This is a genomic window from Arthrobacter sp. cf158 (assembly GCF_900106835.1).
In the GTDB taxonomy this organism is placed as follows: Bacteria; Actinomycetota; Actinomycetes; order Actinomycetales; family Micrococcaceae; genus Arthrobacter.
On record NZ_FNNR01000008.1, the window covers coordinates 66,925 to 92,679 of the forward strand.

Here is a 25,755-nt window from a genome sequence, read left to right on the forward strand (position 1 = left end):
TAGCCCGCAGCAGACGGTAATTCAGGCGATCCGACAACGGACGCCTCGGGGAACAAGACCTTCAGGAGAAGATCACAATGAACACGACCATTCGCAAGTGCCTGATCGGCACATGCTTTGCCGGGGGCATGATTGTCCTCAGCGCAACCGCGGCAAATGCCGCGGATACTACCAGCGGCAAGGACGGGCTCCTTTCCGGAACGCAGGTGGTTGCGCCTGTATCGGCGCCTATCACCACCGGCGCCACATCACTGGGACTGTTGGGGGATTCAGCAGCTACGACGTCCGCGCCGGCAACTGCTGGAGGTTCGGGCCAAGCACCTGCTGCCACCACCAGCGGCTCCGACAGCATCGTTTCCGGTACGCAAGTAGTCGCCCCGGTTTCGGTGCCCATAAACCTGGGCTCGTCGTCAGTGGGTCTGCTGGGGGGCTCCACTGTGGCGAGCCCAGCCACACCTGCCGCACCAGCAGCGGCAACAAGTTCGACGCCGGCAGCCGGGACCAGCGGTTCCGGCGGCATCGCCTCGGGAACCCAAGTGGTCGCTCCCGTGACGGTTCCCATCACGGTGGGGTCGACGTCGGCGGGCGTCCTGGGTGACTCATCTGCCACCTCAACGCCGGCAACATCAGCTCCCGCACCGGCTCAAGCGCCGGCGCAGGCAACAACGTCGGGGGGAGAGTCAATCGCATCCGGCGCTCAGGTAGTGGCTCCGATAGTGGTCCCTGTTAATGTCGGAGCCACTGCTGTGGGTGTGGCTGGAGATTCTGCAGCCACGTCCGGTAGTGCTGCTCCGGCGGCTCCTGTTGGTACCACGCCCGGTGCTACAACGAGTGGATCCGATGGCATAGCTTCCGGGACGCAGGTTGTAGCTCCGATTACGGCTCCAGTGAACCTGGGTTCTACTTCCGCAGGTGTGTTGGGTGATTCCTCCGCAACGAGCACTGGTTCTTCCGGTGGGGCTGCTCCTGCTGGCACCACGGGTGGCAGTACCACTTCCGGCAACGACGGACTCCTCTCGGGAACCCAGCTGGTCATACCGATTTCGGCTCCCGTAACTGTCGGTTCCACGTCAGTGGGCGTCGGAGGCGGCTCAGCCGGCACCGTTACACCACCGGTTGTGAATCCGCCTGTGGTTACGCCTCCGGTAGTGAACCCGCCTGTGGTTACGCCTCCGGTAGTGAACCCGCCTGTGGTTACGCCTCCGGTGGTGAACCCGCCTGTGGTTACGCCTCCCGTGGTGAATCCGCCGACCGTCAACCCGCCTGCTGGCGGCGGTCCTAACGCTGGGGGCAACGCTCCCGTTACCGGCACCACTGCAGGGGTCGGCACCCAAGCTGGCACCGTTGTGACCCTTAGTTCCACCCAGGGTGCGAAGACCGCGGCAGCCTCCACCGCCGTCGGGAGCTCAAGCTCACTGGCCAATACGGGGCTGAACGGCACCTTCGTTGTCTGGGCAGGCGCCATGGTTCTGATGGGCCTGCTCCTGGCCGCAGGTAGCCGACGGAAGGCGGCAGCCAACCGCCGGTAGTCGGCTGCAGGCAATCCCGCTTCGCATGTAGCTGTTGCGGCTTCGGATCCCGGAGCCGCAACAACTGCGGAACCCACTGGTGCGCTGGTGCGCATTGCACAACGTAATGCTGGCCCCGACTGCAGCTACCGCAGTCCTAGGATGAAAGGGATGACCAAGACCCAGACGAATCAAGCCTTCAGCCTTCGCAGCGTTGCATTGCCGGCCTTCGGGCCCGCACTGTTGTTCTGTATAGGTGAAGGGGCGGTCCTTCCGGTCATCGCACTCTCGGCACGTGACCTCGGAGCGTCCGTGGCAGTTTCCGCCTTGATCGTGACGCTGATCGGGCTGGGGTCCTGGATCTTCAACATTCCGGCGTCAATCATCACCGAGAAGTTCGGCGAACGATGGTCGATCGTCGGGGCGGGCGCCCTGGGCGCTATGGCGTTAGGTGCGGCAGCTTTCGCACCTCAAATGGAGCACGGGCTCTGGTTGCTTGCGGCGTCCATGACCCTGGTGGGGATGTCGGCCAGCGTCTTTAACCTTGCACGGCAAAAGTTCCTCACCGAAGCTGTCCCTGTTCTTTACCGGGCCCGGGCACTGTCCACGCTGGGCGGCGTCACCAGGATCGGTATCTTCATTGGGCCCTTCGTTGGTGCCGGCGTCATGCAGTTCGCGGGAATCAGCGGGGCATACTGGGTTGGATTTGCGGGGATGATGGCGGCAGCGGCCTTGTCGCTCACCATCCCGGACCTGGTGGCCCCTGACACGTCCGACGGCGGTCCGCGCCCTCCGGCGTCCACGTTGCGGAGCGTCGCGTCATCCCACGCGGGGGTGTTCCTGTCTGTAGGTTTCGGCATCCTTCTGCTCAGTGCTTTGCGAGCCTCGCGTCAGGTGGTCATCCCGTTGTGGGCGGATCACCTGGGCCTCGATGCGACGCATGCTTCCCTACTCTTCGGTCTCTCCGGAGCGATCGACATGCTGGTGTTCTACCCTGCCGGAAAGCTCATGGACAGGAAGGGGCGGCAGTGGGTGGCCATCCCGTCCACTGTGATTATGGGGAGCGCACTGATCCTGATCCCATTCACTGGCGGGTTCGTGCCGTTGCTGCTGGTCGCCCTGCTGATCGGCTTCGGCAACGGCATCAGCTCCGGGCTCATCATGACTCTCGGCGCCGACTTCTCGCCTGACAACGGGCGGAGCCACTTCCTGGGTATTTGGCGCTTCATCGCCGACTCGGGCGCTACCGGGGGGCCTGTGCTCCTGTCCGGACTGACGGCCGCCATTTCACTGTCCGCAGGCATCTGGGCCACAGGCGTACTTGGCTTCGCAGCGGCGGTGGTGTTCGCCGTCGCGATTCCCAGGCTGAAGCACCGGCGCAATTATTGAGTTGTTTTGCGTAGGTTTCTGACCCTGTTTATTCCACTGAGGGCGTTCTGAAACCTCGATAGGTTGGGATCGGCTCCTGTGACGGGCAAACCCGATGAAGAACCCCCGGCCGGCGCCAGAGACGACTCACAGGAAATTCGCAGGAAACTCCAGAGAGTGGCTAAACTCATGCTGGCCGTAGACTCGCGGCCATTTTTCCGCGCTCTTGGGGGCGTTTGAGCAGAGGGCGCTGTCTATGCAGAACCGACGGAGAGCCAGCGTGCGCTCTCAAATACTACTTGTAGGCGTTATCGCGTTGGTCGGAGCTGGCCTGCCAGCGTTGCCGGCGACGGCGGATGACGTTCCAGTACCGGCGCCGAGTGCGGCACCGTTGTCGACGTCCACGCAATCGTCAGTGATACCCACCGATCAGTTCATCGTGAAGTTCAAAGAGCGAGCGGGCATCCAATCAGTTGACCGGCAATCTTCTCTTCGGCAGGCTGCCGGTGCCGCTGGCGTCCCTGTCCAAGCCGTACGGACCACCGCCACCGGCGAGGAAGTAGTCAAAACCGACCGAAAGCTTGGGGCCGAAGAAGCCGGTGAGTTGGCTGCCACGCTGGCGGCGGATACTAATGTGGAATACGCAGAACCGGACATGATCATGCGGCTCCACGATGTCCGGCCCAACGATACCTATTTTGATTTTCAGTGGGGTGTGGGCGACAACACACGGGGCGGCATTCGCATGCCAATGGCTTGGGACATCAATCAGGGTGAGGGCAGCGTAGTCGCTGTCATCGACAGCGGGATTCTCAGCCACTCCGACCTGAACGCAAACGTCCTCCCTGGCTACGACATGATCAACGACGCCGCGGTCGCCCGCGATGGGAACGGGCGTGACTCCAACCCACGTGACGAAGGAGACGCCGCCGGCGCTGGTCAGTGCGCGCCGGGCGAGCCTGCCAATATTTCCTCTTGGCACGGGACCCACGTAGCCGGCATTGTTGCGGCCGTAGGTGGCAACGGAAAGGGCGTCACCGGTGTGGCGCCAAAAGCCAAGGTTGTGCCGATCCGAACCATTGGCACGTGCGGTGGCTACACCTCCGATATTGTCGACTCGATCATATGGGCCGCGGGTGGAACCGTGACCGGTGTCCCCGCGAACGCAAACCCTGCCCGGGTCATCAACCTCAGCCTTGGTGGGCGATCCACGTGTCCCACCGCCATGCAGAACGCCGTGGACTTCGCTCATGGCAAGGGTGCGGTGGTGGTGGTATCTGCCGGCAATGAAAACATCGACGCGTCCCTGGTAAGCCCCGGCAACTGCCGGAACGTCATTAACATCGGCGCCACCACGAAAGACGAGCTCAAGGCTTATTACTCCAACTACGGGCCGGCCATCGACGTCATGGCGCCTGGCGGCGACATGAGCGTGGACGTTCTGGGCGGCATCGTGTCCACGCTCAACAACGGCACCGACCGCGCTACAACGGAGGATTACTACCTCAAGGCTGGAACGTCCATGGCCGCACCGCATGTTGCGGGAGTGGCTGCAATGATGTTGTCGGTCCTGCCTGCCCTGAAGCCCGAGGACGTAGAAGCGAAGCTCAAGGCAACAGCCAAAATGCCTACCTGCACCGGTTGTGGTGCGGGGCTCATTAACGCTACAGGTGCCCTTCGCGACGTACAGCTGGAAGCTGAACCGATTATTGGTGGAACCCCGGTGATCACGGGTGAGCCCTTCGTAGGGAAAACCTTGACCTCTACCGACATCGGCAACTGGACCTTCAACCACCTCACGCAGTGGACCCATCAGTGGAACCGTAACGGTGTTGCTATTCCTGGCGCCAGCGACTACTCGTACACGCTCTTGCCGGAAGACTTGGGCTCGACACTCACGTTTACTGTTACAGCCAAAAAGGATTTCACCCCCACGGTCTCAGGCACCTCAGCTCCGACGGCCACGGTGAAGCCGGGCACGTTGTCTTCAAACGTTCCCACTATCAGCGGATCGGCCTACGTGGGCAATGCACTGACGATGGACGCGGGAGCATGGGGACCTGAACCCGTCGAACTTTCGTACCAGTGGTATCGGGCCGGGGCCACTATCCCTGGCGCCACGGGGACGGGTTACACCCTTACCGATGCAGACGCCGGTAAGACAGTGACCGTCAAGGTAACTGGCGTAAAACCGGCCTACGGCACCGTGGTGAAGACCAGCGCTGCTACGCAGACCGTGGTGACGGCAGACAAGGCAGTCACACCGAAGGCAGTTGGCTTCGCAGAAGCCCCATATATGGCGGACGACAAATACACCATCCCGGAATCCGAGGGCACTGATTATCAAATTTCGGGGACAACGGTCGTGGCCGGGACTTATGCAGCCCGAGGCCAAATCAAGGTCACGGCCAAAATCAAGGACGGCTTTGCACTGGCTAACGGTGCAGCATCGGAATGGCTGGCGTACTTCAGCTCCAAAGGCCCAGCCTTCACCCCTCCGGCCAAGTCGCCGTTCAAGGATGTGCTGACCTCCCAGCAGTTCTACAAGGAAATGGCGTGGATGGCAGATCGGAAAATCTCCACGGGTTGGGTAGAAACGGACAAGTCCGTGACTTACCGCCCCGTGACACCGATCAATCGTGACGCGATGGCTGCGTTCCTGTACCGTATGGCGGGCTCGCCCGCCTACACGCCACCGGCCAAGTCCCCGTTCAAGGATGTGCTGACCTCCCAGCAGTTCTACAAGGAAATGGCGTGGTTGGCCGAAACAGGCATCTCATCGGGGTGGACGGAATCTGATGGGTCACGGACCTACCGACCTTTGACTCCCATCAACCGTGACGCCATGGCTGCCTTCCTGTACCGCTTGGCGAACAAGCCCGATTATTTGCCACCGAATTGGCTGCCATTCTATGACGTGCCCTATGGAACGCAGTTCTATAAGGAAATGGCGTGGATGTACGAACAAGGGATCTCCAAGGGCTGGCTTGAGGCTGACGGACAGTACACCTACCGCCCGCTGTCTCCCATCAACCGCGATGCCATGGCAGCCTTCCTCTACCGGATGCCGTAGCGACGCCAAAGTACAAATCAACCGGGGCCGGTTGCAGACTTTTCTGCAGCCGGCCCTCGGCGTTACCGGGCATGTGATACACGACTCACAGGTAATTCGCAGGAATCTTGACTCTCTGGCTAAACTCAATCTGGCTGCAGACTCGCGGCCATTTTTTCGCGCTCTTGGGGGCGTTTGAGCAGAGGGCGCTGTTTATGCAGAACCGACGGAGAGCCAGCGTGTGCTCTCGAGTATTGCTGATGGTCGTAATCGCGATGGCCGGCGCCGTGCTGCCGGCTCTTCCTGCTGCTGCTGCCGACGATGAGCCCGTGCCCAGTGCTGCACCGCTGTCGGAAACTGTCTCTGCGGCGCCAGCACCGACCGATCAGTTCATCGTGAAGTTCAACGAGCGTGCAGGTATTCAGTCTGCTGATCGCCGTAGTTCCCTGGACCGTATCGCCGATAATCTCGGCGGACAGGTTGAAAGCGTTCGAACCACGGCCGCAGGCGAACAGGTGGTCAAAACGGACCGGAAGCTTACCGCGGACGAGGTCGGTGACGTCATTGAAACCCTGGAGTCCGACCCCAGCGTGGAGTACGCCGAACCGGACGTCATCATGAGGTCATTCGCCAGCGCACCGGACGACACGTACTACGACATGCAGTGGGCGCTTGGCGACGGGAGCGCGGGAATCGACATCCTTGGTGCCTGGGACTACAGCGAAGGTGTAGGCAGCGTGGTTGCTGTCATTGATAGCGGCATCCTCAAGCACACCGATCTCGATGCCAACATCCTTCCGGGTTATGACATGATCGCGGACCTCGACACTTCCCGTGACGGCGATGGCCGGGACTCCAACCCCCAGGACGAGGGTGACACAACCTTTGATGGCCAGTGCGCTGCTGGGGAGGCCGGGACAAAGTCCTCATGGCACGGAACGCACGTCGCAGGCATCATCGCCGCTGTTGCTGACAACGGGAAGGGTGTTGCGGGCGTCGCTCCGAAATCGAAAGTTGTCCCGATCCGGGCTATCGGAACGTGCGGGGGATACACCTCTGACATCGCGGACGGCATCCGATGGGCCGTCGGTGGAACCGTGACCGGGGTGCCCGCGAACGCAAATCCCGCCCGGGTGGTCAACTTGAGTTTGGGCGGAAAGGCCACATGTTCCACGACGTACCAAAACGCTATTAACTTTGCACGCAGCAAGGGAGCTGTAGTGGTTGCTGCTGCTGGCAACGAGAACGTGGACGCCGCCCAGGTCAGCCCGGCAAACTGCCAAAACGTGATTACCGTAGCCGCCAGCACACGAACACATGCCAAAGCCGATTACTCGAACTTCGGATCCGTGGATCTCTATGCTCCCGGTGGCGAGATGAGCAAGGCAGCGGTAGATGGCATCGTGTCCACGCTGAACAACGGAACGGACCGACCCGGCGTCGAGGATTACTACCTCAAAGAAGGCACATCCATGGCGGCTCCGCATGTGGCGGGCGTCGCTGCCCTCATGCTGGCGCGGATGCCGGCCTCCACTCCCGCAGATATTGAACGACGACTCATCACGACCGCCCAAGACCTCGGATGCACCTACTTCAGCTGCCGGGTGAACGTGGTTGACGCCAGGTTGGCTCTGAGGGAAACCGAGTGGGATGCAACCCCTTTGGTGGCTGTCCCTCCCACCATCAGTGGTGATCTGAGTGTGGGCTCGGTCTTGTATGCGCTCCCAGGCAACTGGGGACCTGCAGGTAATGATGTTGTTCGATGGGGGTACCAGTGGTTTCGGGATGGCGTACCCGTCCCGGACGCTACGAGTTCCTCCTACAATGTGGTCCCGGGAGACCTGAACGCCGCAATGACGGTGAAAGTCACGGCTAACAAAGTTCACTTTGACGAAGTCACAGCGACCTCGGTGCCAACGGCCAAAGTGGGGCCGGGAACCATCAACGCCAGTGTTCCCGTCATCGACGGGCCCGCATACGTGGGAAGCGTGCTGAAAGCAGAGACAGGGACGTGGGAGCCGGCTCCGGTCGAGTTGACCTACCAATGGAGCCGTGCCGAAAGCCCGATCGAAGGGGCCACTGCCCCCGAGTACGAGGTTACGGAAGCAGACGCGGGCAAGCCTCTGCGGGTCACAGTGTCCGGAAGTAAGACTGCTTACGCACCGACGTCGACCACGAGCGCCCCGACCATCAACGTGCTTGGCGCCGACAAAGCGGCTACACCCGCACAGGTCGTTTTCGAGGATCATTCCTACATGGGCGACGACAAGTACACCATTCCCGAGTCCAACGGTGTGGAGTATCAGGTGAGCGGCAAGGCGGTCGCGGCTGGTACCTACCCCGCCAGGGGACAGATGACGGTCACAGCCACGGCCAAGCCTGGGTACCTCCTGAAGGCCGGCGCCACTTCGGGGTGGTCGGCATACTTCAGCACCAAGGGTCCCGATTTCACCGCCCCCGCCACGTCGCCGTTCAAGGATGTCCTCACTACCCAGCAGTTCTATAAGGAAATGTCCTGGCTTGCCGACAGGAAGATCTCAACGGGATGGCTTGAAACAGATAAGTCGGTCACCTACCGTCCGGTGACGCCCATCAACCGTGACGCCATGGCCGCATTCCTCTATCGCATGGCTGGCTCGCCGGAGTACACACCGCCGGTAAAGTCCCCGTTCAAGGACGTGCTGACCACGCAGCAGTTCTATAAGGAGATGTCCTGGCTGGCTGAAACGGGCATCTCATCCGGTTGGACGGAAAGTGACGGCTCACGCACGTACAAGCCGCTGACGCCGATCAACCGTGACGCTATGGCAGCGTTCCTCTACCGTTTGGCCAACAGCCCGGACTTCGAGGCTCCCACAACCTCGCCGTTCCAGGATGTGTACACCACTCAGCAGTTCTACAAGGAGATGGCGTGGATGGCCGACAAGAAGATCTCGTCGGGTTGGCTGGAGTCAGACGGCGCCTACACCTACCGGGCGTTGTCTCCGATCAACCGTGACGCGATGGCAGCCTTCCTCTACCGCATGCCCTAGGTGATAGGGCCGGAGCGCCACGATCCTGTTTGACACAGCAACGGCCGCGGAGCAACCTCATCAGGTTGCTCCGCGGCCGTTTGGCATCAAAGAAGATCAGGACGCTCGAGGCCCCACCGGTACTGGAGTCTTCCACGCGCGATCCGGAACCTTGCCGGTCACCAGGGCTACAGCAATGACCAGAAGAACCAAGCCCCACGTTGCATTGGCGACGTCCAGGGCCTGCCTCATCACCACGAACGGCGGGATGATCGCCAACGCTGTCCCCATCAGGATGCGCCACATGGCAGGCCGGGCAGCTCCTGGCGCCAACGCAGTACTGGCCAGTTCCAAGCGGACCAGCGGGGTTGAAACCAGGAGCACCAAGGCCCAGGCCGCACCATAGAACAGGGGCCTGCTGAGCCACCACTCGGTGCTGGCCGGCTCAGGGAACGGCAGCCGAAGGACCAGCGCGATCCCGAACATTGCGATGATCAACGGCAGGTGCCACAGGTAAATGGTCATCGCCCTGCTGCCCACCACGAACATCACCTTCTGCACCCAGCCAACGTGCACACACCGCTGCAGGACCGGGTACACGGCCTTCACCAGCAGTACGTGGGCCACACCCACCAGGATGAGCGGGAACATGGGTGGGTTCTGGCTGGTCAACATATCCACGGGGTAGGGCCCCATGTGGGTGAGCGGAATCAGCGTCATGTAGCAAGCAACCGCGGCCAGGATCAGCTTCCACCGGGCAATCCGATCGAAGAAGCCGTCAGCGTAGAAGAACCCGAGCTGCTGCAGCAAGCCCCAGACGAACACCATGTTCAGCAGCCCGATCGGGTTTGAATCGAAGCCCCAGGGGTTGCGCTCCAAACCCAAGCGAACAACGTCAACGACGACGGCGCCCGCAGCCAGCGCTGCGACGGTCCGGTACGGTGCCAGGCCGTGGAGCTTGGCCAAAGTGGGCACCATGGCCTGACAGATCAGGTAGGCGGCGAGGAACCACAACTGCACTCCGGCGCCCGCAGCGATCACTGCGAGCAGATCGCCCGGGACACCAGCCGCCGTCGCGCACCACAACGCTATGGCGAGGAACACGTACAGGGCCACCGTAGGACGAACCAGTCGCAGAACCCTGTTCCGTAGGTAATCCCCGGCATCGCCGCCCTTGCGCTGCAAGCTGCGCCACGAGGTCAGCGACGCGAAGCCACCCACCACAAAGAAGAGCGGCATGACCTGCCCAAACCAGGTTCCCTGTGCGAACCAGCTCAAGGAGGTCAACGGGTTACCCACTCCGATGCCGGATTGGTCCACGCTGATGCCCATCATGAGTAAGTGGACGGCCACCACAGCAAACATGCAGGCGACGCGAATGAAGTCCACCACCAAGTCGCGGGATGCGGGAACGGCGTCAGTGAGCGCAGTGCGGCTGGTGGAATCGGGCCGAAGGGTGGAAGACATGGGTACTCCTGGGATTTGCCATTATTTGTCCATCGAATGGACTAACTGTAATGCATGCGTGGCATATCGTCGACGTCATCCTGGAAAAAGTTGCTCTTTATGGCTCGCGATCGGTCTGTCGGGCGTAGCCTGAAGAAAGAGGACCCCGTACCAAGCCCCGAGTGTTTGTTGCAGCGCATTGTGGGAGTCCTCCAAGTCCCTCAATCAATGAACGGCAGCGCTGATCATCATGCACATCAGGGAATTTTGGACTCAGCTTTCTCCGGACACTCAGCGGTGGCTCATGGATAATCCGGGAAGCATGATTGTGCCCCGGACCATGACGGCAATCTTCAACGGAGAAACGGGTGAGGACGGCGCCGTGGACATCCATGGCGGCACGTCGCTTACCGCCGATGATCGCCTCTTCATTCAGGAGCAGGCCCGGGGGAGTCGGGATACCGCCGGGGAGGCTCCCCGGTTCTTCGACTCAGTGGGCCCCGAAGACTAAGGGTGGACCGCCGTCGACTTCTGGCGGCACTAGGCCTTCCGCGCCGCCAAGCCGAACAGCCATGTCCCGCCAAGGGCTGAAAGATAGCCTGCGATGGCGATGAATGCGGTCCCTGCCCAGAAGTAATCGATGGTGCTGTCGGTGCTCAAGCCAGGCATGACCTGCATCAGTGAGTAGCCCGCCACCGCGATCGCAATTACCAGCGCGGCTACTGTGAGCCATACCCAGATGCGGGACGCGGCCCAGTGTTCGCCGTATCCCTTCCAGACGTTCCAACTGCTGCCGGTGCGCAGGATGAGCCAGCCTGCAGGGAGCATGACGGCACCCACTACCAGGAAGGCCGCCACAACATCTGCCGGGCGGTGCCATTGGTTGATGAGCGTGGAAACGCCTGTTGCCACAGCAAAGGAGCTGCCGAGGAATCCTGCCAAGGGGCGCCAGCGCGGCGACACCATGAGGAACACGGCGGCTGCGGCGGAGGCGGCAAGCGTGGTGTGCCCGGACGGCAGTGAGTTCAATTCCAGGGTCTGCACGCCGCGATCGGGCCTGTCCGGGATGAGGAACTTGAGGATCTGGGTGGCTGCGTTGGCGGCGATGCACGCGGCCACGGCGATTCCCGCCGCCCTCCAGCGACGCCGTGCAACGGTCACGAAGAGCACCATCACCGTGGCGATCGCCAGCGAGAGCATGGGGAGCATGTCCAGGAATTCGGTGGAGGCCCTGCCGGCCGTTCCGCTCAGCACTGTGGCTTCGACGAGAGCTGACTCGTCGATGAACTGCCCCATGGTGGTGCGCACAAAGAAGTAGTACGTCGCGGCCAGGCCAACGATGCTGGCGATGGTGGCCAGGACGAACAAAAGACCTGTGCCGGCGCCTGCGTCGCGTCGTTGAAGCGGCCGCTTGCTCGACCTCCCGCTGGTGCGGAATTGCTGGGAACTCATTCTGTCTAGGGTGCCACAGTTCTCTGGATGGCTGGTGTGAGCATCGCCTTCGCGTGGCGGGGTCCGGTGAGACGTGTGCAACATTCCTGTGACGCTTGACACGTGTTAGGTGGCGGGATTAGGCTTCCTAACACGTGTTAGGGAAGGAAATCTACATGTCGGGAACCAATGGGGCTTTGCGTCAATTCACACGCAGAAGTGCCCTCACAGCCCTCGGCGCCGGGATTGTTGGAGTAACCGCGGCGTCGTGGCCGCGCTTGACCGGAGCAGACATTCCGGGCCGGGGAGACAACAGCCTCAGCATCGCGATCATGGGCACTGCCGCGGACGCTGCCGCCCGCCAGAAGGTCATTGACGCCTTCGCCAAAGTCCACCCTGAAATCAAGGTCAAGGTTCAGGCCATCCAAGCCGTGGACTGGAAGGATTTCTTCACCAAGATCCTCACCATGGTGGCCGCGGGCACTCCGCCGGACGTGGTGTATGTGGCCACGGAAGGCGCCCAGCTGTTCGCCGAAAAGCTTGCCCACCCGCTGGATGAGTACCTGCGCCGCGATGCTGCGGACATGAAGGAGTACTTCGAGGACGTTCATCCAAGCCTGGTAGAAGCGTTCATGTACAAAGGCAGCCTGTTCCAGCTCCCCATCGACTGGAACGCGGCCAACATGTATTACAACACCGCTTCCCTCCGTGCGGCAGGGCTTGAACGCCCTGCAGATGACTGGACGCACACCGACTTCCGGAGCACCCTCGCCGCCATGAAGAAGGCCAAACCGGCCGATTTCACTCCGTACTACTGGACCAACCGCCTCTTCGGCGGAGTGGTGCCGTGGCTGTACGCCAACGAGACCAGCTTCCTCAAGGAAACCAAGTCCCCGGGCGGCGAATGGTTGTGGGATGGCTTCTACGCCAACGATCCCTCGCGAAGCCTCCGCTCCGGCGGCTACCAATGGCTCGAACCCAACGCCGACGATCCCCGCGTTTTCGAATCATTCGACTACCTCCGCGGACTGGTCAAGGACGGGCTGGGTGTGCGGCCCGAGGAAGGAGGCGGAAGCGCGCTGATCGGCCTCTTCGCCTCCAGCAGGATAGGTACGACGCCGGCGGGCGGCTATTGGGTGCAAGGCCTCCACGAGGCGGGCATGACGGAGAACGACTTCGACGTCCAGTTCTTCCCGAAATGGCGGACCCAGCGGCACCAGTTCGGCACAGCCGGCTACGCGATCATGAAAACCGCCAAGGACAAGGACGCCGCCTGGGAATGGGTGAAGTTCAGCTCCAGCCTTGAAGCCATGCAGATTGTGTTCCCTACCCCGAACACGACTCCTGCCCGGCGGTCCATGGTCAACGAACAGCTTTACGCGGGAACCGGTCCGCGGAACTGGAAGGTCTTCTACGACACCCTGGACCGTTTCCCCTCCACAGGTCCCATTCCGGCGCCACCCCAGCAGGCCGCCGTCGAGACCGCCCTGATGAAAAACGTCAGCCTGGCTGTGAGCGGCGACGAGCGCCAACTCAAGGACGCGCTCACTGCCATGCAGCGTGACCTTGAACTTGCCCTGAGGAGGCAGCCATGAGCACCGCAACCAGTACGCCCACTGGAACGGGCAGCGAGCCGGGCCGTAAACCCGCCCACAAAGGCGGTACAACCTCCAAGCGTGGGCGCGTGCAGCAGCGCTGGCTGCCCTGGGCCTTCCTGGCACCCACCATCGTGGGCATGGGCATCTTCACCCTGCTGCCGATTGTCGCTTCAATCGCGCTCGCGTTCTTCCGGTGGGACATCATCTCCGCGCCGACGTTCGTGGGCTTCGACAACTTTGCTGAGGTAGTCCAGGACCCCACGGTGCGGGTCTCGTTCCTGAACACCATCGTGTTCGTGGTGGTGGCCGTGGCACTGCAACTGGGCTTGGCCCTGGGCTTGGCGATCATGGTGCAGGAAAAGCTCCCCGCCTGGCTGCGGGTGTTCTTCCGCTCGGCCTTCTTCTTTCCGCTGATCCTCTCCGCAGCATCGGTATCGATCTTCATGCGCTACCTCTTCAACGAGCAGTTCGGCGTCGTGAATTGGATGCTCTCCCTGGTGGGGATCCCCGCGGTGCCGTGGCTGACGACGCCAGGTGGGTCTGCCGCCGTCGTGATCCTTGTGTACGTGTGGCAGAACTTCGGGTTCTCGTTCCTGCTGTTCATCGGCGGCCTGGCCTCGATCCCAGTGGAGACCTACGAGGCCGCGTCCATTGATGGCGCTACCGGTTTCCGCAAGCACTTCTACGTCACGCTGCCGCTCCTGAGCCCCACCACCCTGGTGGCCTCGGTGATGGCGATCATCAACGCGCTTCAAGTGTTTGACCAGCCCTACGTCCTCACTCGTGGCGGACCCGGCGACTCAACGCGCACAGCGGTGATGGTGATCTTCGAGTCCGCGTTCCAACGCCTCGAGTTCGGCCAGGCCTCGGCGATCGGCGTGATCCTGACGCTCATCATCATGGCCATCACCGCCGCGCAGTTCCGGCTCAGCAAACGATTCGTCTTCTACCAGTGAGGCCCGCCATGACCACCATTCAAGAACGTGTCACCACCACGGCGCCGATCGTCACGCGGAAGAAGCGCGATTGGTCAGTGGCCGTGCGCGTCGCCGTCCTGCTGATCGCGTCCGTCTTTGTCCTGGGGCCGGTTTTGTGGACGTTGTCCACCTCCTTGCGGCCGCCGTCGGAATCCTTCAAACTGCCGCCTGCGTTCCTGCCGCTGAACCCGGACCTGACCTCCTACACGCAGGTCTTCAAGCAGCTCAACATTGTGGCCCTGGTGGTGAACAGTGCGTTGGTGACCGGACTGATCGCCGTCGGGCAGATGCTCACTGCAGCACTGGCCGGCTACGCTTTCGCGCATCTTCGCTTCAAGGGGCGCGGTGCACTGTTCTCGATTGTGCTGGCCACCATGATGGTCCCGGCTCAGGTGACGATTGTGCCCGTCTTCATGTTGATCCGCGGCGTGGGACTCTCCGACACCCTGCTGGCACTGATCATCCCGGCCATCCCGACGGCGTTCGGCACCTTCCTGATGCGCCAGTACTTCATGGGGTTGCCGGGCGAGCTCGCTGAAGCGGCTGCCATCGACGGAGCCTCGCCGTGGCGGACTTTCCGTTCCGTGTACGCCCCGCTGGCCATGCCCGGCCTGGCGATCGTGGGCATCCTGGCGTTCAACTTCCACTGGAACGAGTTCTTCCGGCCACTCATCATGACCATCTCGGAGCAGAACTTCACCCTGCCCCTGGGCTTGGTCTCGCTCCAAGGCAACCTCGGCACCGGAAGTATCTCCGTGGTCCTGGCCGGTGTTGTCCTCTCCATGATTCCCGCGCTGGTGGTGTTCATGTTCGGCCAGCGTGCGCTGCAGGACGGACTCACCGCAGGCACGGGTAAGTAATCTTCTCTTCTCCCTGAAAGGGCTTCCATGACGGACCTTGCACTTGTTGACTCGCTGGCTATGGCAGCGACGCACCCGGATCCCGCGTTCCCGCGCTTCCACCCGCGTCCGGCGCAGGGCTGGATCAACGATCCCAACGGCGTCAGCTTCATCAACGGCCGCTACCACGTGTTCTTCCAGTACAACCCCCTCTCCGCGCGGCACTCGCAGATCATGTGGGGCCACGTGAGCTCCCCGGACCTGGTGGGGTGGGAAGAGCACCCTGTGGCGCTTTCGCCCCAGCACGGCGGGCCCGATTCCGCCGGGTGCTGGACGGGAGTGGTGACCACTGATGACGGGGTGCCGACGGCGGCGTACTCCGGAGTCAAGGATCATGGCGGCCATTCGCAGGTGGTGATTGCCCGGGGTTCCTCTGACTTGGTGACATGGGAGCAAGACGGGCATGTTGCGGCCTCGATGCCTAACGACCCCTTGGTGACCGCCGTGCGAGACCCCTTCATCTTCCGCTTCAACGGTGGTCGGTACGCCATGCAAGGCGCCGGCCTCGCCGACGGGCGCGCTGCACTGCTGCTGTACACCGTGGAGGACATGAACGACTGGAAATACGAAGGGATCTGGCTGACCACGGCCAACCCTGTGGCGGCTTCCCACACCCCGGCTGAGATCTGGGAGTGCCCGCAGCTGGTTCAGGTGCCTTCGGGCGAATGGGTGATGATGTTCTCCCTGTGGCTCTCCGGTGACGATCACGAGCACGCCAACGGTGTGGGGCATCTGATCGGTTCTTTGACCGGGGATCCCGTCTCAGGGTTGCCGGTATTTGTGCCTTCCTCCGGCGGGAAGTCCGATCTGGGCCGTGACTTTTACGCCCCGCAGATCGTGCAGCTTCCTGCCCTCGTTTCCGATTCTGAGATGGGGTCTGAGCCCGCGGCGTTGCTGTGGGGTTGGGCAAACGAGGGCCCCGGCCGGGACGGTCGCCGTGGCCGCACCCAGGAAGAAATCGACCAGGCCGGCTGGGCGGGCGTGTTGACGCATCCGCGCGTTCTAACCGTGGTTGAGGGGGCGCTCGCTGTTTCTCCGGCGCCGGAAATTGACGCCTACCGGGGTGCCGCTGTGGCCTCGGGCGTTGCCGGTTCGATTATTGTTCCGGGGTTCGCCGAGGTGTTGGTTCGGGGTTCTGCCGCCACGTCAGGCCTCGTGGAGCTGGTACTCGGATCGGGGGCCGACGCTCAAGTGGTCTACTCCGGGTCAGTGGCTGCCGGGGAGGAGCTGAGGATCTTCCTGGATGCATCCCTCGTGGAGGTGTACCGATCCGGCTCCGTGGCCACGACGCTCCGTGCCTACCCTGCTCCGGGGGAGGAATGGCAGCTCACCCTGCCCACGGGCGCGACTGCCGACGTGTGGGAGTTGACCCTGCCGGCCTAGGCGGCAGGCCGGCGTCGTGCTTTCGTTGCGGGGCCTGCTGTGCGTGTTTCCGGGTTGTTTTCGGGCGCAGAGTGGGCCTCACAACGTGGGTGGGGTGTGTTGTGGGGCCTGCTGTGCGTCTTTCCGGGTTGTTTTGGGGCGCAGAGCGGGCCTCACAACGAAGGCGTGTGTCAGCGGGTGGGCACGGGGCCGGTGGACTCACGCACCACGAGACGGCAGGGGACCATGGTTTCGATCGGCGTCTCTTGTCTTGGTTCGCCCGTGCCCTCGATCGCGTCCAGCAGCGTGGTCATTGCGGCACGGCCGATTTCCCGTAGGGGCAACGCCATGGTGGTGAGGGAGGGAACCATGGTGTCGGCGATCCGGGTTTCGTCGTCGTAGCCCATGATGGACAGGTCCTCAGGAACTCTCAGTCCAAGACGCGCGGCGGCGAGGATTACGCCCACCGCCAGGCGATCGTTCGCGCACATGATGGCTGTGGGCCGATCGGCGGGGGACACGCCGTCGAGCACTTTCATGGCGCCGCGGAAGCCGGCGTCGATGTCCCAGCCGGCCATGAAGATCCGGTCCTCAAGGACCGGTAGCCCGGCCGCGGCGTGCGCGTCACGGTAACCCTGAACGCGCAGAGGGGCCGCGGGCGAATCCTCTAACCCGGCAAGCAGCGCGATGTCCTGGTGGCCAAGTTCCAGCAGGTGCTCAGTGGCCTCCCTGCCGCCGGTGATCTCGTCCGGAATCACATGGCGCAACTGCGGCTGGGGGTGCTCGTCGTAGCAATTGGCCAGGACCGAGGGGACGCGCAGCATCCCGTGCGGAACCTCGATCGGTTTCAGGCCCACGGTCACGTACATGAGCCCATCAACCTGCCGGTCCAGGAGGGTTTCGATGGCGCTCGCATCCCTGGCGGTATCGCGTTCAGTGTCCATGACCACGGTGACGAATCCGCGGGCGCGGGCAACGTCGTCGGCGCCACCGATGATGTTGCCGTCAAAGGGGCTGACCACCACCTCGTCGGACAGGATGCCGATCACGCGCGACCGCTGATTTCGGAGGCTCAAGGCGATGGCATTGGGGGAGTAATTGAGCTCCTCAGCCGCCTGCCGGATTCGGTCCTGGCTCTCCTTGGCCACGTTCCCGTCGCCACGACCGTTCAAAACCAGCGAGACCGCACTCCTGGAGACACCCGCCTTCTTGGCGACATCCAGCGCGGTGGCCTTGCGGTTCATTGACAGTCCTTTCGTCCTTTATTGTCAGCAGTCTACCTAACGCGTGTGAGGGAACCGGGCTTTCAGTACCCCAGTTCGTAGAACACTGACTGCATGAAGGGCAGCGCCTTGGCGACCCCAGCGACGATGTAGGGGCCCCACGCGGCAACGATGACTGCAATTGGCCACAGCCCTCTTCGTGGTGCCACCTTATGAACCTCTGGGTTCCAGGAGAGCATCAGGGTACCCACGCCAAAGGGCAGGCATGCGAGTAGCCAGATGAAGGGGTTGCCAACTGCCTGATCTGTGGCCAGCAAAGGGCGTGGTGTGTCCGGTGGGGGATACCAGCCGGGCGCTGCTGTCATGCGTTGACCGAGTACCCAAACTGCGAGTACATCGACTGCATGAAGTTGGACATCCAAATGCCGGTAACCACCAGGCTGATAACAATCACGGCGATGCTGGCCCACACCGGCCACAGCCCCCGCTTGGGCGCCACTTTGTTGACGATCACAGAGCGGCCGATCACGTACACCAGTGAGCTGAGGAACGCCCAAGCCCAGTGGAAGGGACGGACGACGCCGGACTTGAGCAGGCGTTGACGGTCCAGGAAAGCGAAAAGCACTGAAAGCCCGTAGGACAGGAAGCTTGCGCCCATCAGCAGGAAATAGCCGGGGGTGTACATGGAGAAGGGGTCCATGGTGGTAACGCCCTGCCGCGTGGTCATCATCCTGAACTCCGGCTGCCAGGTGAGCAGGAGCAGGACGGAGAGCAGCGGCAGCAAGGTTATTGCCCAGATGAACGGGTTGTACACCGGCGTGTCCGGGCTGAGCTGAGGACGTGGTGGCTGGACGGGCGGCTGGAACTGGCCCGGTGCTTGGAATTGGGCGGGCGCTTGGTTGGCTGTCCAGGCGCGTCCGTCCCACCACCGGACGAAACGTGAGTCCGAAGGGTCCGGGTACCAGCCGGGAGGTGTTGTGGAACCGGGCATTGATTGAGTCATTATTCCCCCGCGTTAAGTCGTGGTTCTGAGAATATCGCGATTGCGGCCTCTCGCTTGCAAAGAGCCCCTCCCCAGACGCCACGTGGCGGTGTATGGATGGAGCATGAGCTTTTTCGATGACCTCCCTCAACAGCCATCGCGTCCGCGTGAACCGCAGCCTCCCCAGCCCGGGTGGTTCGGCCCGCCTTCGGACGAGATGCCTGGCATCGCACGCGTTGGTGGGTTTGTTTTCAAGAGCCAGCGGATGGTCCTGGTGCTGAAACTGGTGGAGGTTTTCTCCACTGGTTGCTTGTTGGACCTGGTCTGGTCCGTGCGGCGGGGCAGCGAATCGGACCAGGAATGGCGGGAGATCGTGGAGGAGAGCTATAACAATTCGCGGTCCAGCATAGACACCAGGACGGGCTTGGAAATCGGTGTTGCTTTGGCAGACGGACGCAAAGCTGTGGCGGCCATTCACGGACCGTCGGCCTTCGAAGACGCCGACGACGTCACTGGCCCCGTGCTAACAACTTTGGGAGGCGGTGGAGGAAGCAACAACTCCGAGTTTGCCCAGTTCACCGGTCGGTACTGGTTGTGGCCGTTGCCGGTTGAGGGGGATACGGCGTTGGTGGCCAAATGGGATGCCCTGGGAATGCCGGAAAGCTTGCTCGTCCTGTCCGCACAGCAGCTGGCTGACGCCCTGGGCCGGGTGCAAAAGTACTGGAGCGAGTAGCTTTTCCACATAGCCGAAACGGGCTCCTTGTTGGGTGGGAGGCCGCCGGTACAGTGGCAATATGCCTGCACTTCCCTCTCTCGAAGACCTCCTCGATTCCGCCCACGTAGTCTCGCTGCCCATGCGCGTGAAATTCCGCGGCATCATGGAGCGCGAGACCCTCCTTTTGCGTGGACCGCTCGGCTGGGGTGAGTTCTGTCCTTTCCCCGAATACGACGACGACGAATCCTCCCGCTGGCTGGCCGCAGCGCTGGAAGCGGGCTGGCTGGGTTTCCCCTCACCATTGCGGGACAGGATCCCCGTCAACGCCACAGTTCCCGCCGTCGCTGCGGAGCGGGTGCCTGAGGTGCTGGCGCGCTTCGGGAGGGTTGACGCCGTCAAGATCAAAGTTGCAGAGCGGGGGCAGGAACTGGCGGACGACGTCGCCAGGGTGAATGCAGTACGCGAGACCCTTCCTGACGCTGCCATCCGGGTGGATGCCAACGGAGGATGGGACGTAGTCCAAGCCGTGGAAGCGCTGAGCAAACTCTCCGCGGCTGGGCTTGAGTATGCCGAACAACCCGTTCCCACCATCGAGGGCCTAGCTGAGGTCCGGCGTCGGCTGACGTCTGCAGGTACGCCTGTCCTCATCGCCGCGGACGAGAGTGTCCGCAAGGAAGAGGACCCACTTCGCGTTGCCCGGGCCGGTGCGGCTGACCTGATCGTAGTTAAGGTCGCCCCACTCGGGGGAGTTGCGCGTGCACTGGACATTGTGGAGCAAGCCGGGCTGCCCGCCGTCGTAAGTTCTGCCTTGGACACCTCCGTGGGCATCCGTGCCGGCCTGGCGCTCGCAGCCGCGCTGCCGTCACTCCCTTATGCCTGCGGCCTTGGCACCGTTTCGCTGTTCGCTTCGGACATCACACTGGACCCGCTGGTGGCCGACGACGGCGCCATCCAGTTGCGCGATACCGTTGCCGACCCTGGCCTGCTGGAGCAGTATGCGGCACCGGGGGACCGCCGGGACTGGTGGCTGGACCGGCTCCGCCGCGTGCACTCCGCGTTGGCTCGAAACCAGCATGGTTTGTTCACCGGGGATTAACCAGAGAGACCTCTCAGCTTTGGATTCCGCTGACAGGCTCAGCGGGAACCTCGTACATCCTCTGGAAGGTCTACCCCCATGTCTGAAACCACCGGACGCACGTTTGCGCTGCTCCCCATGCTTGGCCACACCAAAGGCAAGCGCAGTCCCGTGACGTGCGCACTGAAATGCGACAACGCCTGCTCGGGCGATGTCTGCAATACCAGCGCCAACGGTTACTTCCGGGACATCGCTTCAACGGCCATGTCCCGTCGCGCCGCCCTTGGGCTTGGCGCCGCAGGAGCGCTCGCGATCGTGCTTGGTGGTGCTGTTACTGGTGGTGACGCTGCAGTGGCTGACTCGGGCAACGGGCTCTCCGATGCCGCTAAGAAGGGCTACGACAAGTCCAAGCTGAAGTTCACCGCCATCAAGCCCGTTGACGCTGCGGTGGATGCCTTCACCGTGCCTGAAGGGTTCGACTGGAAGCCGGTCATCCGCTGGGGCGACCCCCTCTTCGCCGACTCACCGGCCTTTGACCTCAACGCGCAGACCGCTGCGGCGCAGGCACGCCAATTCGGCTACAACAACGACTACACGGATATCCTGCCCATCCCGGGTTCCAAGGACCGCCGCGCAGTGCTGTTCACCAACCATGAGTACACCAACGAGAACATCATGCTCCCGGAGGGCTTCGACCCCGCCGAGGCGCGCGCGATCGGTCGCGCAGGGCATGGGTTGGCCGTCGTTGAACTGGAACGCAAGAACACGAACAAGCCGTGGAACTACGTCCAGGGCGCACCGCTGAACCGACGCTTCCTCACAGACACCGTCTACGAACTGACTGGCCCTGCCGCCGGGACCAACTTGGTCAAGACCATCGATGACCCCGCCGGCCGGTGGATCAAGGGCACACTGGGCAACTGCTCCGGCGGAACCACCCCGTGGGGCACCATCCTCTCCGGCGAAGAAAACTTCAACGGCTACTTCGCCGCCCCTGGCACCAGTGATGGCGACAGGCGCTATGGCATTTCCGCCAAGGCCACCACCCGCCAGTGGGAACTCGATGAGCCGCGCTTCGATACCCGCAATTCCGGCTACGCCAATGAAACCAACCGCTTCGGGTGGATCGTGGAAGTGGACCCGTTCGACCCCACATCCACCCCCAAGAAGCACTCCGCAATGGGCCGCTTCAAGCATGAGGGCGCCAACGTCATTGTTGCTCCTTCCGGCCGCGTAGTGGCTTACATGGGCGACGACGAGCGCTTTGACTACCTGTACAAGTTCGTCTCCAAGGGCAAGTACCAAGCCGGCGACTCCGCCGCTGCCCGCCGGAACAATATGGGCCTGCTCTCCGAGGGTGACCTGTACGTCGCCAAGTTCACCGGCGATTCACCGGTTGCTGAGATCGATGGCTCCGGCAAGGTTCCCGCGGACGGAGCTTTCGATGGCGCCGGCGAGTGGCTGCCCCTGGTGGTGGACGGCAAGTCTGCTGTTCCGGGCATGTCTGTTCCGGAGGTGCTGGTCTACACGCGCCTCGCGGCAGATAAGGTTGGCCCCACCAAGATGGACCGCTGCGAAGACGTCCAGCCGAACCCGCTCACTGGCAAGGTCTACGTCGCCTGCACCAACAACTCGGACCGCGGCAAGCCCGGCAAGGAAGGTGCCACGGAAGTCAACCCGCGTGCGTTGAACCGCGACGGGCACATCGTGGAGATCACCGAAGGACGCGAGCAGACGGGGACCAAGTTCAACTGGACGCTCTTGCTGGTGGCGGGGGATCCCGCCAAGAACACGTCCACCTACTTCTCCGGCTTCCCGGCGGACAAGGTCTCCCCGATTTCCTGCCCGGACAACGTTGCCTTCGACTCCGTGGGCAACCTCTGGATCTCAACAGACGGCGCGCCGTCCACCATCGGCTACGCAGACGGCCTGTTCAAGGTGACCCTTGAGGGCCGGGAACGCGGCAAGGTGGAGCAGTTCCTGGCCGTGCCCCGTGACGCCGAGACCTGTGGGCCGATCGTTCATGACGAAGAGCGCACCGTCTTCGTCGCGGTACAGCACCCGGGCGAGGAAGGCACCTTCGCGGACCAGCACTCCTTCTTCCCGGACTACGTTCCGGCCGGAAGCACCCCCGTGGCTGGTGCTGTGCGGGCCCCGCGCCCGTCCATCGTGCAGGTGTTCCGCAAGTAACCCTCTCTCACCTTTCGTGCGGTTGGGGTGGATGCTCTCTCACCTTTCGTGTTGTTGGGGTGGACCCTCTCTCACCTTTCGTGCGGTTGGGGTGGATGCTCTCTCACCTTTCGTGCGGTTGGGGTGGATGCTCTCACACCTTTCGTGTTGTTGGGGTGGACCCTCTCTCACCTTTCGTGCCGTTTGGGCGGACCCTCTCTCACCTTTCGTGCCGTGCACGCCGGTAGGTGAGAGAGGGATGCCCGTTGGGGGCCGGTAGGTGAGAGAGCGTTGGGGCCTCTTGGACGCCAATAGACTGGAACGGTGACTTCCCAGGACTCTCTGACTTCCATCGCCGCCGCCCGGATCGCCGTGACAACACTGCTGGACGGCGGTGTGCGGCACGCGGTGGTGGCGCCGGGCTCGCGGTCGGCGCCCCTGGCTTATGCGCTGGCTGAAGCCGAGGCGTCGGGGCGTGTTCGCCTCCACGTGCGGATCGACGAACGCGACGCAGGATTCACTGCTTTGGGCCTGGCCCTCTCCACCGAGGCTCCCGTCGCAGTGGTGACAACATCCGGCACCGCGGTGGGCAACCTCCTGCCGGCCGTCATGGAAGCCAACCATTCAGCCGTTCCAGTGGTGGTTGTCTCCGCGGACCGGCCTGAGGAACTCCACGGAACGGGGGCCAGCCAGACCACCGTCCAGCTGGACCTTTTTGGCGAGCATGTGCGCTTCGCCGTCGACGTTCCTGCGGGTGACCATCCTCAGAAGGCCATTGCCACGGCCCTTTACGCTGCCACGGGCGCCCTGGAAGACACTCCGCCCGGCCCCGTCCAGGTAAATCTCGCGTTCCGGGATCCTCTGGTTCCGGGGGTGGGTGACGCTCTCCCGGAGACCGCGGGACACGGCGTGTTCCATTACGACGCCGGTCCCCAGGCTCTGGATCTTCCGGCGGCCTTGACGGACCTCCCCGTGCGACGCACCGTGGTCCTCGCGGGTCACGACGCAGGTCCCGTGGCCGAAGCCTTTGCACGTGCCCACGGCTTGCCGTTGCTCGCAGAACCTTCGTCCAACGCCCGCTTCGGCCCCAATGCCGTGGGCCCGTACCGGGTGTTGCTGGAACACTTTGGGCCCGGATCGCCCGCCCCGGTCGAACGGGTGGTGCTGTTCGGCAGGGCAACCCTTTCCCGTCCCGTTTCGGCTCTCCTTGCCCGGGAATCGGTCGAATCCGCCATTTACCAGCCAGTGCCCGTGGCCTGGTACGAGGCCGGTCGACGTCGTGAGAAACCCATCGAGACCCTTCCCGAACTGGCAGCATTCGCCGGCCGCGGGTCTTCAGATTGGCTGGACTCCTGGCTTCTGGCAGGTGCTGCGGCCCAGCATGCCCTGGACAGCACCTTGGACGCGGAGGACCTTGCCAACGGGCCTTCCGTGGGGGCAACGGTCTGGGAACACTCCCGCGGACAGCTGGTGCTCGGGTCCTCCAATGGAATCCGCGACGTCGACCTCGCAGGTCAGCCGCACACGGAACCTCTTGCCACTGTCTATGCCAACCGCGGCCTGGCGGGGATCGACGGCACCATCGCTACGGCAACCGGTATCGCGCTGGGCAGCGGACGTGAAACAACGGTCCTCCTGGGCGACGTTACGTTCCTGCACGACGCCGGCGGGCTCCTCCTCGGCCATGGTGAACCCGTCCCGGATCTCCGCATCGTGGTGCTCAACGACTCAGGCGGAGCCATCTTCGCGCTGCTGGAACACGGTGCCGTGGACGACTCAGGCGCCTACGGCACCGCCGTCGAACGCCTCTTTGGTACCCCGCACTCAGTGGACATCGCGGCACTCGCGGCGGCATACGGCGTCGGGCACCGGGCGGTGAGTACGACGGCGGAACTCGCCGACGCACTCAAGTCACCGCTGAAGGGGCGCACCATTGTGGAGGTGCGCGTGGACCGGACCGGCTTGCGGGCGCTCCATGCACGGATCAAAGAGGCCATCAACGCCGCGGTGGGCCAGGTTCTCACCGGCGGCTAAAGACCTGGCTCGCGGGAGACGCAAAAGTCGCCAGTGACGCAGAAAAGGGAGGGCTGCACCCACATGTGAGTGCAGCCCTCCCGTCTCGGTAGCGCTAACGGCGGTGCATGGCTTTAGGCTTCCTCGACACCGATGTGCGTCGGGTCCAGGACGCGGCGCAGGAATTCCTTGGTACGCGGCTGGGTGGGGGCGCTGATGACGTTCTCCGCCGGGCCTTCTTCCACCACAACACCGGCGTCCATGAAGACCACGCGGTCGGCCACTTCACGGGCGAAGCCCATCTCGTGGGTAACAACCAGCATGGTCATGCCCTCCTGGGCCAGCTTGCGCATGACAGCCAGGACATCGCCAACTGTTTCGGGGTCCAGCGCCGAGGTGGGCTCATCAAAAAGCATGAGCTGGGGATCCATGGACAGCGCGCGGGCGATGGCCACACGCTGCTGCTGGCCACCGGAGAGCTGGTCCGGGAAGCGATCGGCCAAGTGACCCAGGCCCACGCGTTCCAGGTTGTGGCGCGCCACTCCGGAAGCCTCGGACTTGGAACGCTTGAGGACCTTCATCTGTGAAATGGTGCAGTTGTCCAACACGCTCAGGTGCGGGAACAGATTGAAGTGCTGGAACACCATTCCAACGCTTTGGCGCATCTTGTTGAGATCAACATCGGGATCGGTGGCTTCGAACTTGCCCACATTGATGGTGCCGGCGTTGGGCTGCTCCAGCAGGTTGACGCAGCGCAGCAGCGTGGACTTACCCGAACCCGACGGGCCGATCAGGCAAACTACCTGGCCCGGTTCGACGGTCAAGGAGATGCCCTTGAGGACCTCATTGCTGCCGTAGGACTTGCGAAGGTCCTTGATGTCCACGCCTGCAGCGCGAACTGTGCTGTTTACGACGTCGTTCATGAC

19 protein-coding genes are annotated in these 25,755 nt (G+C 62.9%); 13 read left to right on the forward strand and 6 right to left on the reverse strand.

Features of this window, described 5'->3' with window-relative positions; translation table 11 throughout:
• Positions 1-77: 77 nt before the first annotated feature.
• From BLW08_RS23920 to BLW08_RS16505, 4 genes are all read left to right on the forward strand, one after another.
• The gene (locus tag BLW08_RS23920) at positions 78-1,529 is read left to right on the forward strand and encodes a cell wall anchor protein (RefSeq protein ID WP_175538737.1); all 1,452 of its coding nucleotides are present in this window, start codon (positions 78-80) and stop codon (positions 1,527-1,529) included.
• A 150-nt stretch (positions 1,530-1,679) separates the two neighbouring features.
• Positions 1,680-2,897 (forward strand): MFS transporter, encoded by a 1,218-nt coding sequence (locus tag BLW08_RS16495; protein WP_091326477.1) that lies wholly within the window; start codon positions 1,680-1,682, stop codon positions 2,895-2,897.
• A gap of 235 nt (positions 2,898-3,132) precedes the next feature.
• Positions 3,133-5,949, forward strand: coding sequence for a S8 family serine peptidase (locus BLW08_RS16500; RefSeq protein ID WP_091326478.1), 2,817 nt, complete (start codon positions 3,133-3,135; stop codon positions 5,947-5,949).
• 239 nt (positions 5,950-6,188) lie between these two features.
• Entirely contained in the window at positions 6,189-8,960 is a 2,772-nt protein-coding gene (locus BLW08_RS16505; protein ID WP_254779925.1) for a S8 family serine peptidase, read from the forward strand.
• A gap of 96 nt (positions 8,961-9,056) precedes the next feature.
• Here BLW08_RS16505 and BLW08_RS16510 read toward each other — a convergent pair whose 3' ends face one another.
• Complete coding sequence (locus BLW08_RS16510; RefSeq protein WP_091326482.1) at positions 9,057-10,406, reverse strand: acyltransferase family protein; 1,350 nt, start codon at positions 10,404-10,406, stop codon at positions 9,057-9,059.
• Between the two features lie 301 nt (positions 10,407-10,707).
• On the opposite strand from BLW08_RS16510, the gene BLW08_RS16515 reads away from it, so the two are divergent.
• Positions 10,708-10,896: a hypothetical protein gene (locus BLW08_RS16515; protein WP_254779927.1), complete on the forward strand. Its 189-nt coding sequence runs from the start codon at positions 10,708-10,710 to the stop codon at positions 10,894-10,896.
• A gap of 29 nt (positions 10,897-10,925) precedes the next feature.
• Here BLW08_RS16515 and BLW08_RS16520 read toward each other — a convergent pair whose 3' ends face one another.
• Positions 10,926-11,939, reverse strand: a complete 1,014-nt coding sequence (locus BLW08_RS16520) for a phosphatase PAP2 family protein (RefSeq protein WP_091326485.1) — start codon at positions 11,937-11,939, stop codon at positions 10,926-10,928.
• Positions 11,940-11,992: 53 nt separating this feature from the next.
• On the opposite strand from BLW08_RS16520, the gene BLW08_RS16525 reads away from it, so the two are divergent.
• From BLW08_RS16525 to BLW08_RS16540, 4 genes are read left to right on the forward strand one after another with little or no spacing between them, the layout of a single operon-like run.
• Positions 11,993-13,411, forward strand: coding sequence for an extracellular solute-binding protein (locus tag BLW08_RS16525; protein WP_091326487.1), 1,419 nt, complete (start codon positions 11,993-11,995; stop codon positions 13,409-13,411).
• Complete coding sequence (locus BLW08_RS16530) at positions 13,408-14,370, forward strand: carbohydrate ABC transporter permease (protein ID WP_091326489.1); 963 nt, start codon at positions 13,408-13,410, stop codon at positions 14,368-14,370. The genes BLW08_RS16525 and BLW08_RS16530 overlap by 4 nt, the downstream gene beginning before the upstream one ends.
• 8 nt (positions 14,371-14,378) lie before the next feature.
• Positions 14,379-15,251 carry a carbohydrate ABC transporter permease gene (locus BLW08_RS16535; protein ID WP_091326491.1) on the forward strand — a complete coding sequence of 291 codons (873 nt, stop codon included), beginning with the start codon at positions 14,379-14,381 and terminating at the stop codon, positions 15,249-15,251.
• 27 nt (positions 15,252-15,278) lie between these two features.
• Positions 15,279-16,673 (forward strand): glycoside hydrolase family 32 protein, encoded by a 1,395-nt coding sequence (locus BLW08_RS16540; protein WP_091326493.1) that lies wholly within the window; start codon positions 15,279-15,281, stop codon positions 16,671-16,673.
• A gap of 170 nt (positions 16,674-16,843) precedes the next feature.
• Here BLW08_RS16540 and BLW08_RS16545 read toward each other — a convergent pair whose 3' ends face one another.
• The 3 genes from BLW08_RS16545 to BLW08_RS16555 form a co-directional block, all read right to left on the reverse strand.
• Positions 16,844-17,896, reverse strand: coding sequence for a LacI family DNA-binding transcriptional regulator (locus BLW08_RS16545; protein WP_090817135.1), 1,053 nt, complete (start codon positions 17,894-17,896; stop codon positions 16,844-16,846).
• A 62-nt stretch (positions 17,897-17,958) separates the two neighbouring features.
• Positions 17,959-18,240: a hypothetical protein gene (locus BLW08_RS16550; RefSeq protein WP_091326495.1), complete on the reverse strand. Its 282-nt coding sequence runs from the start codon at positions 18,238-18,240 to the stop codon at positions 17,959-17,961.
• Positions 18,237-18,866, reverse strand: coding sequence for a DUF2510 domain-containing protein (locus BLW08_RS16555; RefSeq protein ID WP_254779929.1), 630 nt, complete (start codon positions 18,864-18,866; stop codon positions 18,237-18,239). The genes BLW08_RS16550 and BLW08_RS16555 overlap by 4 nt, the downstream gene beginning before the upstream one ends.
• A 115-nt stretch (positions 18,867-18,981) precedes the next feature.
• Here BLW08_RS16555 and BLW08_RS16560 point away from each other — a divergent pair, with 115 nt between their 5' ends.
• The 4 genes from BLW08_RS16560 to menD all read left to right on the forward strand — a co-directional run bounded on the left by BLW08_RS16560 (position 18,982) and on the right by menD (position 24,850).
• Complete coding sequence (locus tag BLW08_RS16560; protein ID WP_254779931.1) at positions 18,982-19,590, forward strand: hypothetical protein; 609 nt, start codon at positions 18,982-18,984, stop codon at positions 19,588-19,590.
• A 61-nt stretch (positions 19,591-19,651) separates the two neighbouring features.
• The gene (locus tag BLW08_RS16565; RefSeq protein WP_091326498.1) at positions 19,652-20,668 is read left to right on the forward strand and encodes an o-succinylbenzoate synthase; all 1,017 of its coding nucleotides are present in this window, start codon (positions 19,652-19,654) and stop codon (positions 20,666-20,668) included.
• Between the two features lie 78 nt (positions 20,669-20,746).
• Positions 20,747-22,837: a PhoX family protein gene (locus tag BLW08_RS16570; RefSeq protein WP_091326500.1), complete on the forward strand. Its 2,091-nt coding sequence runs from the start codon at positions 20,747-20,749 to the stop codon at positions 22,835-22,837.
• A 303-nt stretch (positions 22,838-23,140) separates the two neighbouring features.
• A complete protein-coding gene (gene menD / locus BLW08_RS16575) occupies positions 23,141-24,850 on the forward strand; it encodes a 2-succinyl-5-enolpyruvyl-6-hydroxy-3-cyclohexene-1-carboxylic-acid synthase (RefSeq protein WP_091326501.1) in 1,710 nt (569 codons plus the stop codon).
• A 113-nt stretch (positions 24,851-24,963) separates the two neighbouring features.
• On the opposite strand, the gene BLW08_RS16580 is transcribed toward menD, so the two are convergent.
• On the reverse strand, positions 24,964-25,752 hold the full coding sequence (locus BLW08_RS16580) for an amino acid ABC transporter ATP-binding protein (RefSeq protein WP_091326503.1): 789 nt from the start codon (positions 25,750-25,752) through the stop codon (positions 24,964-24,966).
• Positions 25,753-25,755: the final 3 nt, after the last annotated feature.

Coding starts and splice junctions, on each gene's coding strand:
- BLW08_RS16510 (WP_091326482.1), bottom strand. CDS start 10,406: ATGTCTTCCACCCTTCGGCCCGATTCCACCAGCCGCACTGCGCTCACT.
- BLW08_RS16560 (WP_254779931.1), top strand. CDS start 18,982: ATGAGCTTTTTCGATGACCTCCCTCAACAGCCATCGCGTCCGCGTGAA.
- BLW08_RS23920 (WP_175538737.1), top strand. CDS start 78: ATGAACACGACCATTCGCAAGTGCCTGATCGGCACATGCTTTGCCGGG.
- BLW08_RS16545 (WP_090817135.1), bottom strand. CDS start 17,896: ATGAACCGCAAGGCCACCGCGCTGGATGTCGCCAAGAAGGCGGGTGTC.
- BLW08_RS16500 (WP_091326478.1), top strand. CDS start 3,133: ATGCAGAACCGACGGAGAGCCAGCGTGCGCTCTCAAATACTACTTGTA.
- BLW08_RS16565 (WP_091326498.1), top strand. CDS start 19,652: ATGCCTGCACTTCCCTCTCTCGAAGACCTCCTCGATTCCGCCCACGTA.
- BLW08_RS16550 (WP_091326495.1), bottom strand. CDS start 18,240: ATGACAGCAGCGCCCGGCTGGTATCCCCCACCGGACACACCACGCCCT.
- BLW08_RS16495 (WP_091326477.1), top strand. CDS start 1,680: ATGACCAAGACCCAGACGAATCAAGCCTTCAGCCTTCGCAGCGTTGCA.
- BLW08_RS16570 (WP_091326500.1), top strand. CDS start 20,747: ATGTCTGAAACCACCGGACGCACGTTTGCGCTGCTCCCCATGCTTGGC.
- BLW08_RS16580 (WP_091326503.1), bottom strand. CDS start 25,752: ATGAACGACGTCGTAAACAGCACAGTTCGCGCTGCAGGCGTGGACATC.
- BLW08_RS16505 (WP_254779925.1), top strand. CDS start 6,189: ATGGTCGTAATCGCGATGGCCGGCGCCGTGCTGCCGGCTCTTCCTGCT.
- BLW08_RS16555 (WP_254779929.1), bottom strand. CDS start 18,866: ATGCCCGGTTCCACAACACCTCCCGGCTGGTACCCGGACCCTTCGGAC.
- BLW08_RS16535 (WP_091326491.1), top strand. CDS start 14,379: ATGACCACCATTCAAGAACGTGTCACCACCACGGCGCCGATCGTCACG.
- BLW08_RS16530 (WP_091326489.1), top strand. CDS start 13,408: ATGAGCACCGCAACCAGTACGCCCACTGGAACGGGCAGCGAGCCGGGC.
- BLW08_RS16540 (WP_091326493.1), top strand. CDS start 15,279: ATGACGGACCTTGCACTTGTTGACTCGCTGGCTATGGCAGCGACGCAC.
- BLW08_RS16515 (WP_254779927.1), top strand. CDS start 10,708: ATGATTGTGCCCCGGACCATGACGGCAATCTTCAACGGAGAAACGGGT.
- BLW08_RS16525 (WP_091326487.1), top strand. CDS start 11,993: ATGTCGGGAACCAATGGGGCTTTGCGTCAATTCACACGCAGAAGTGCC.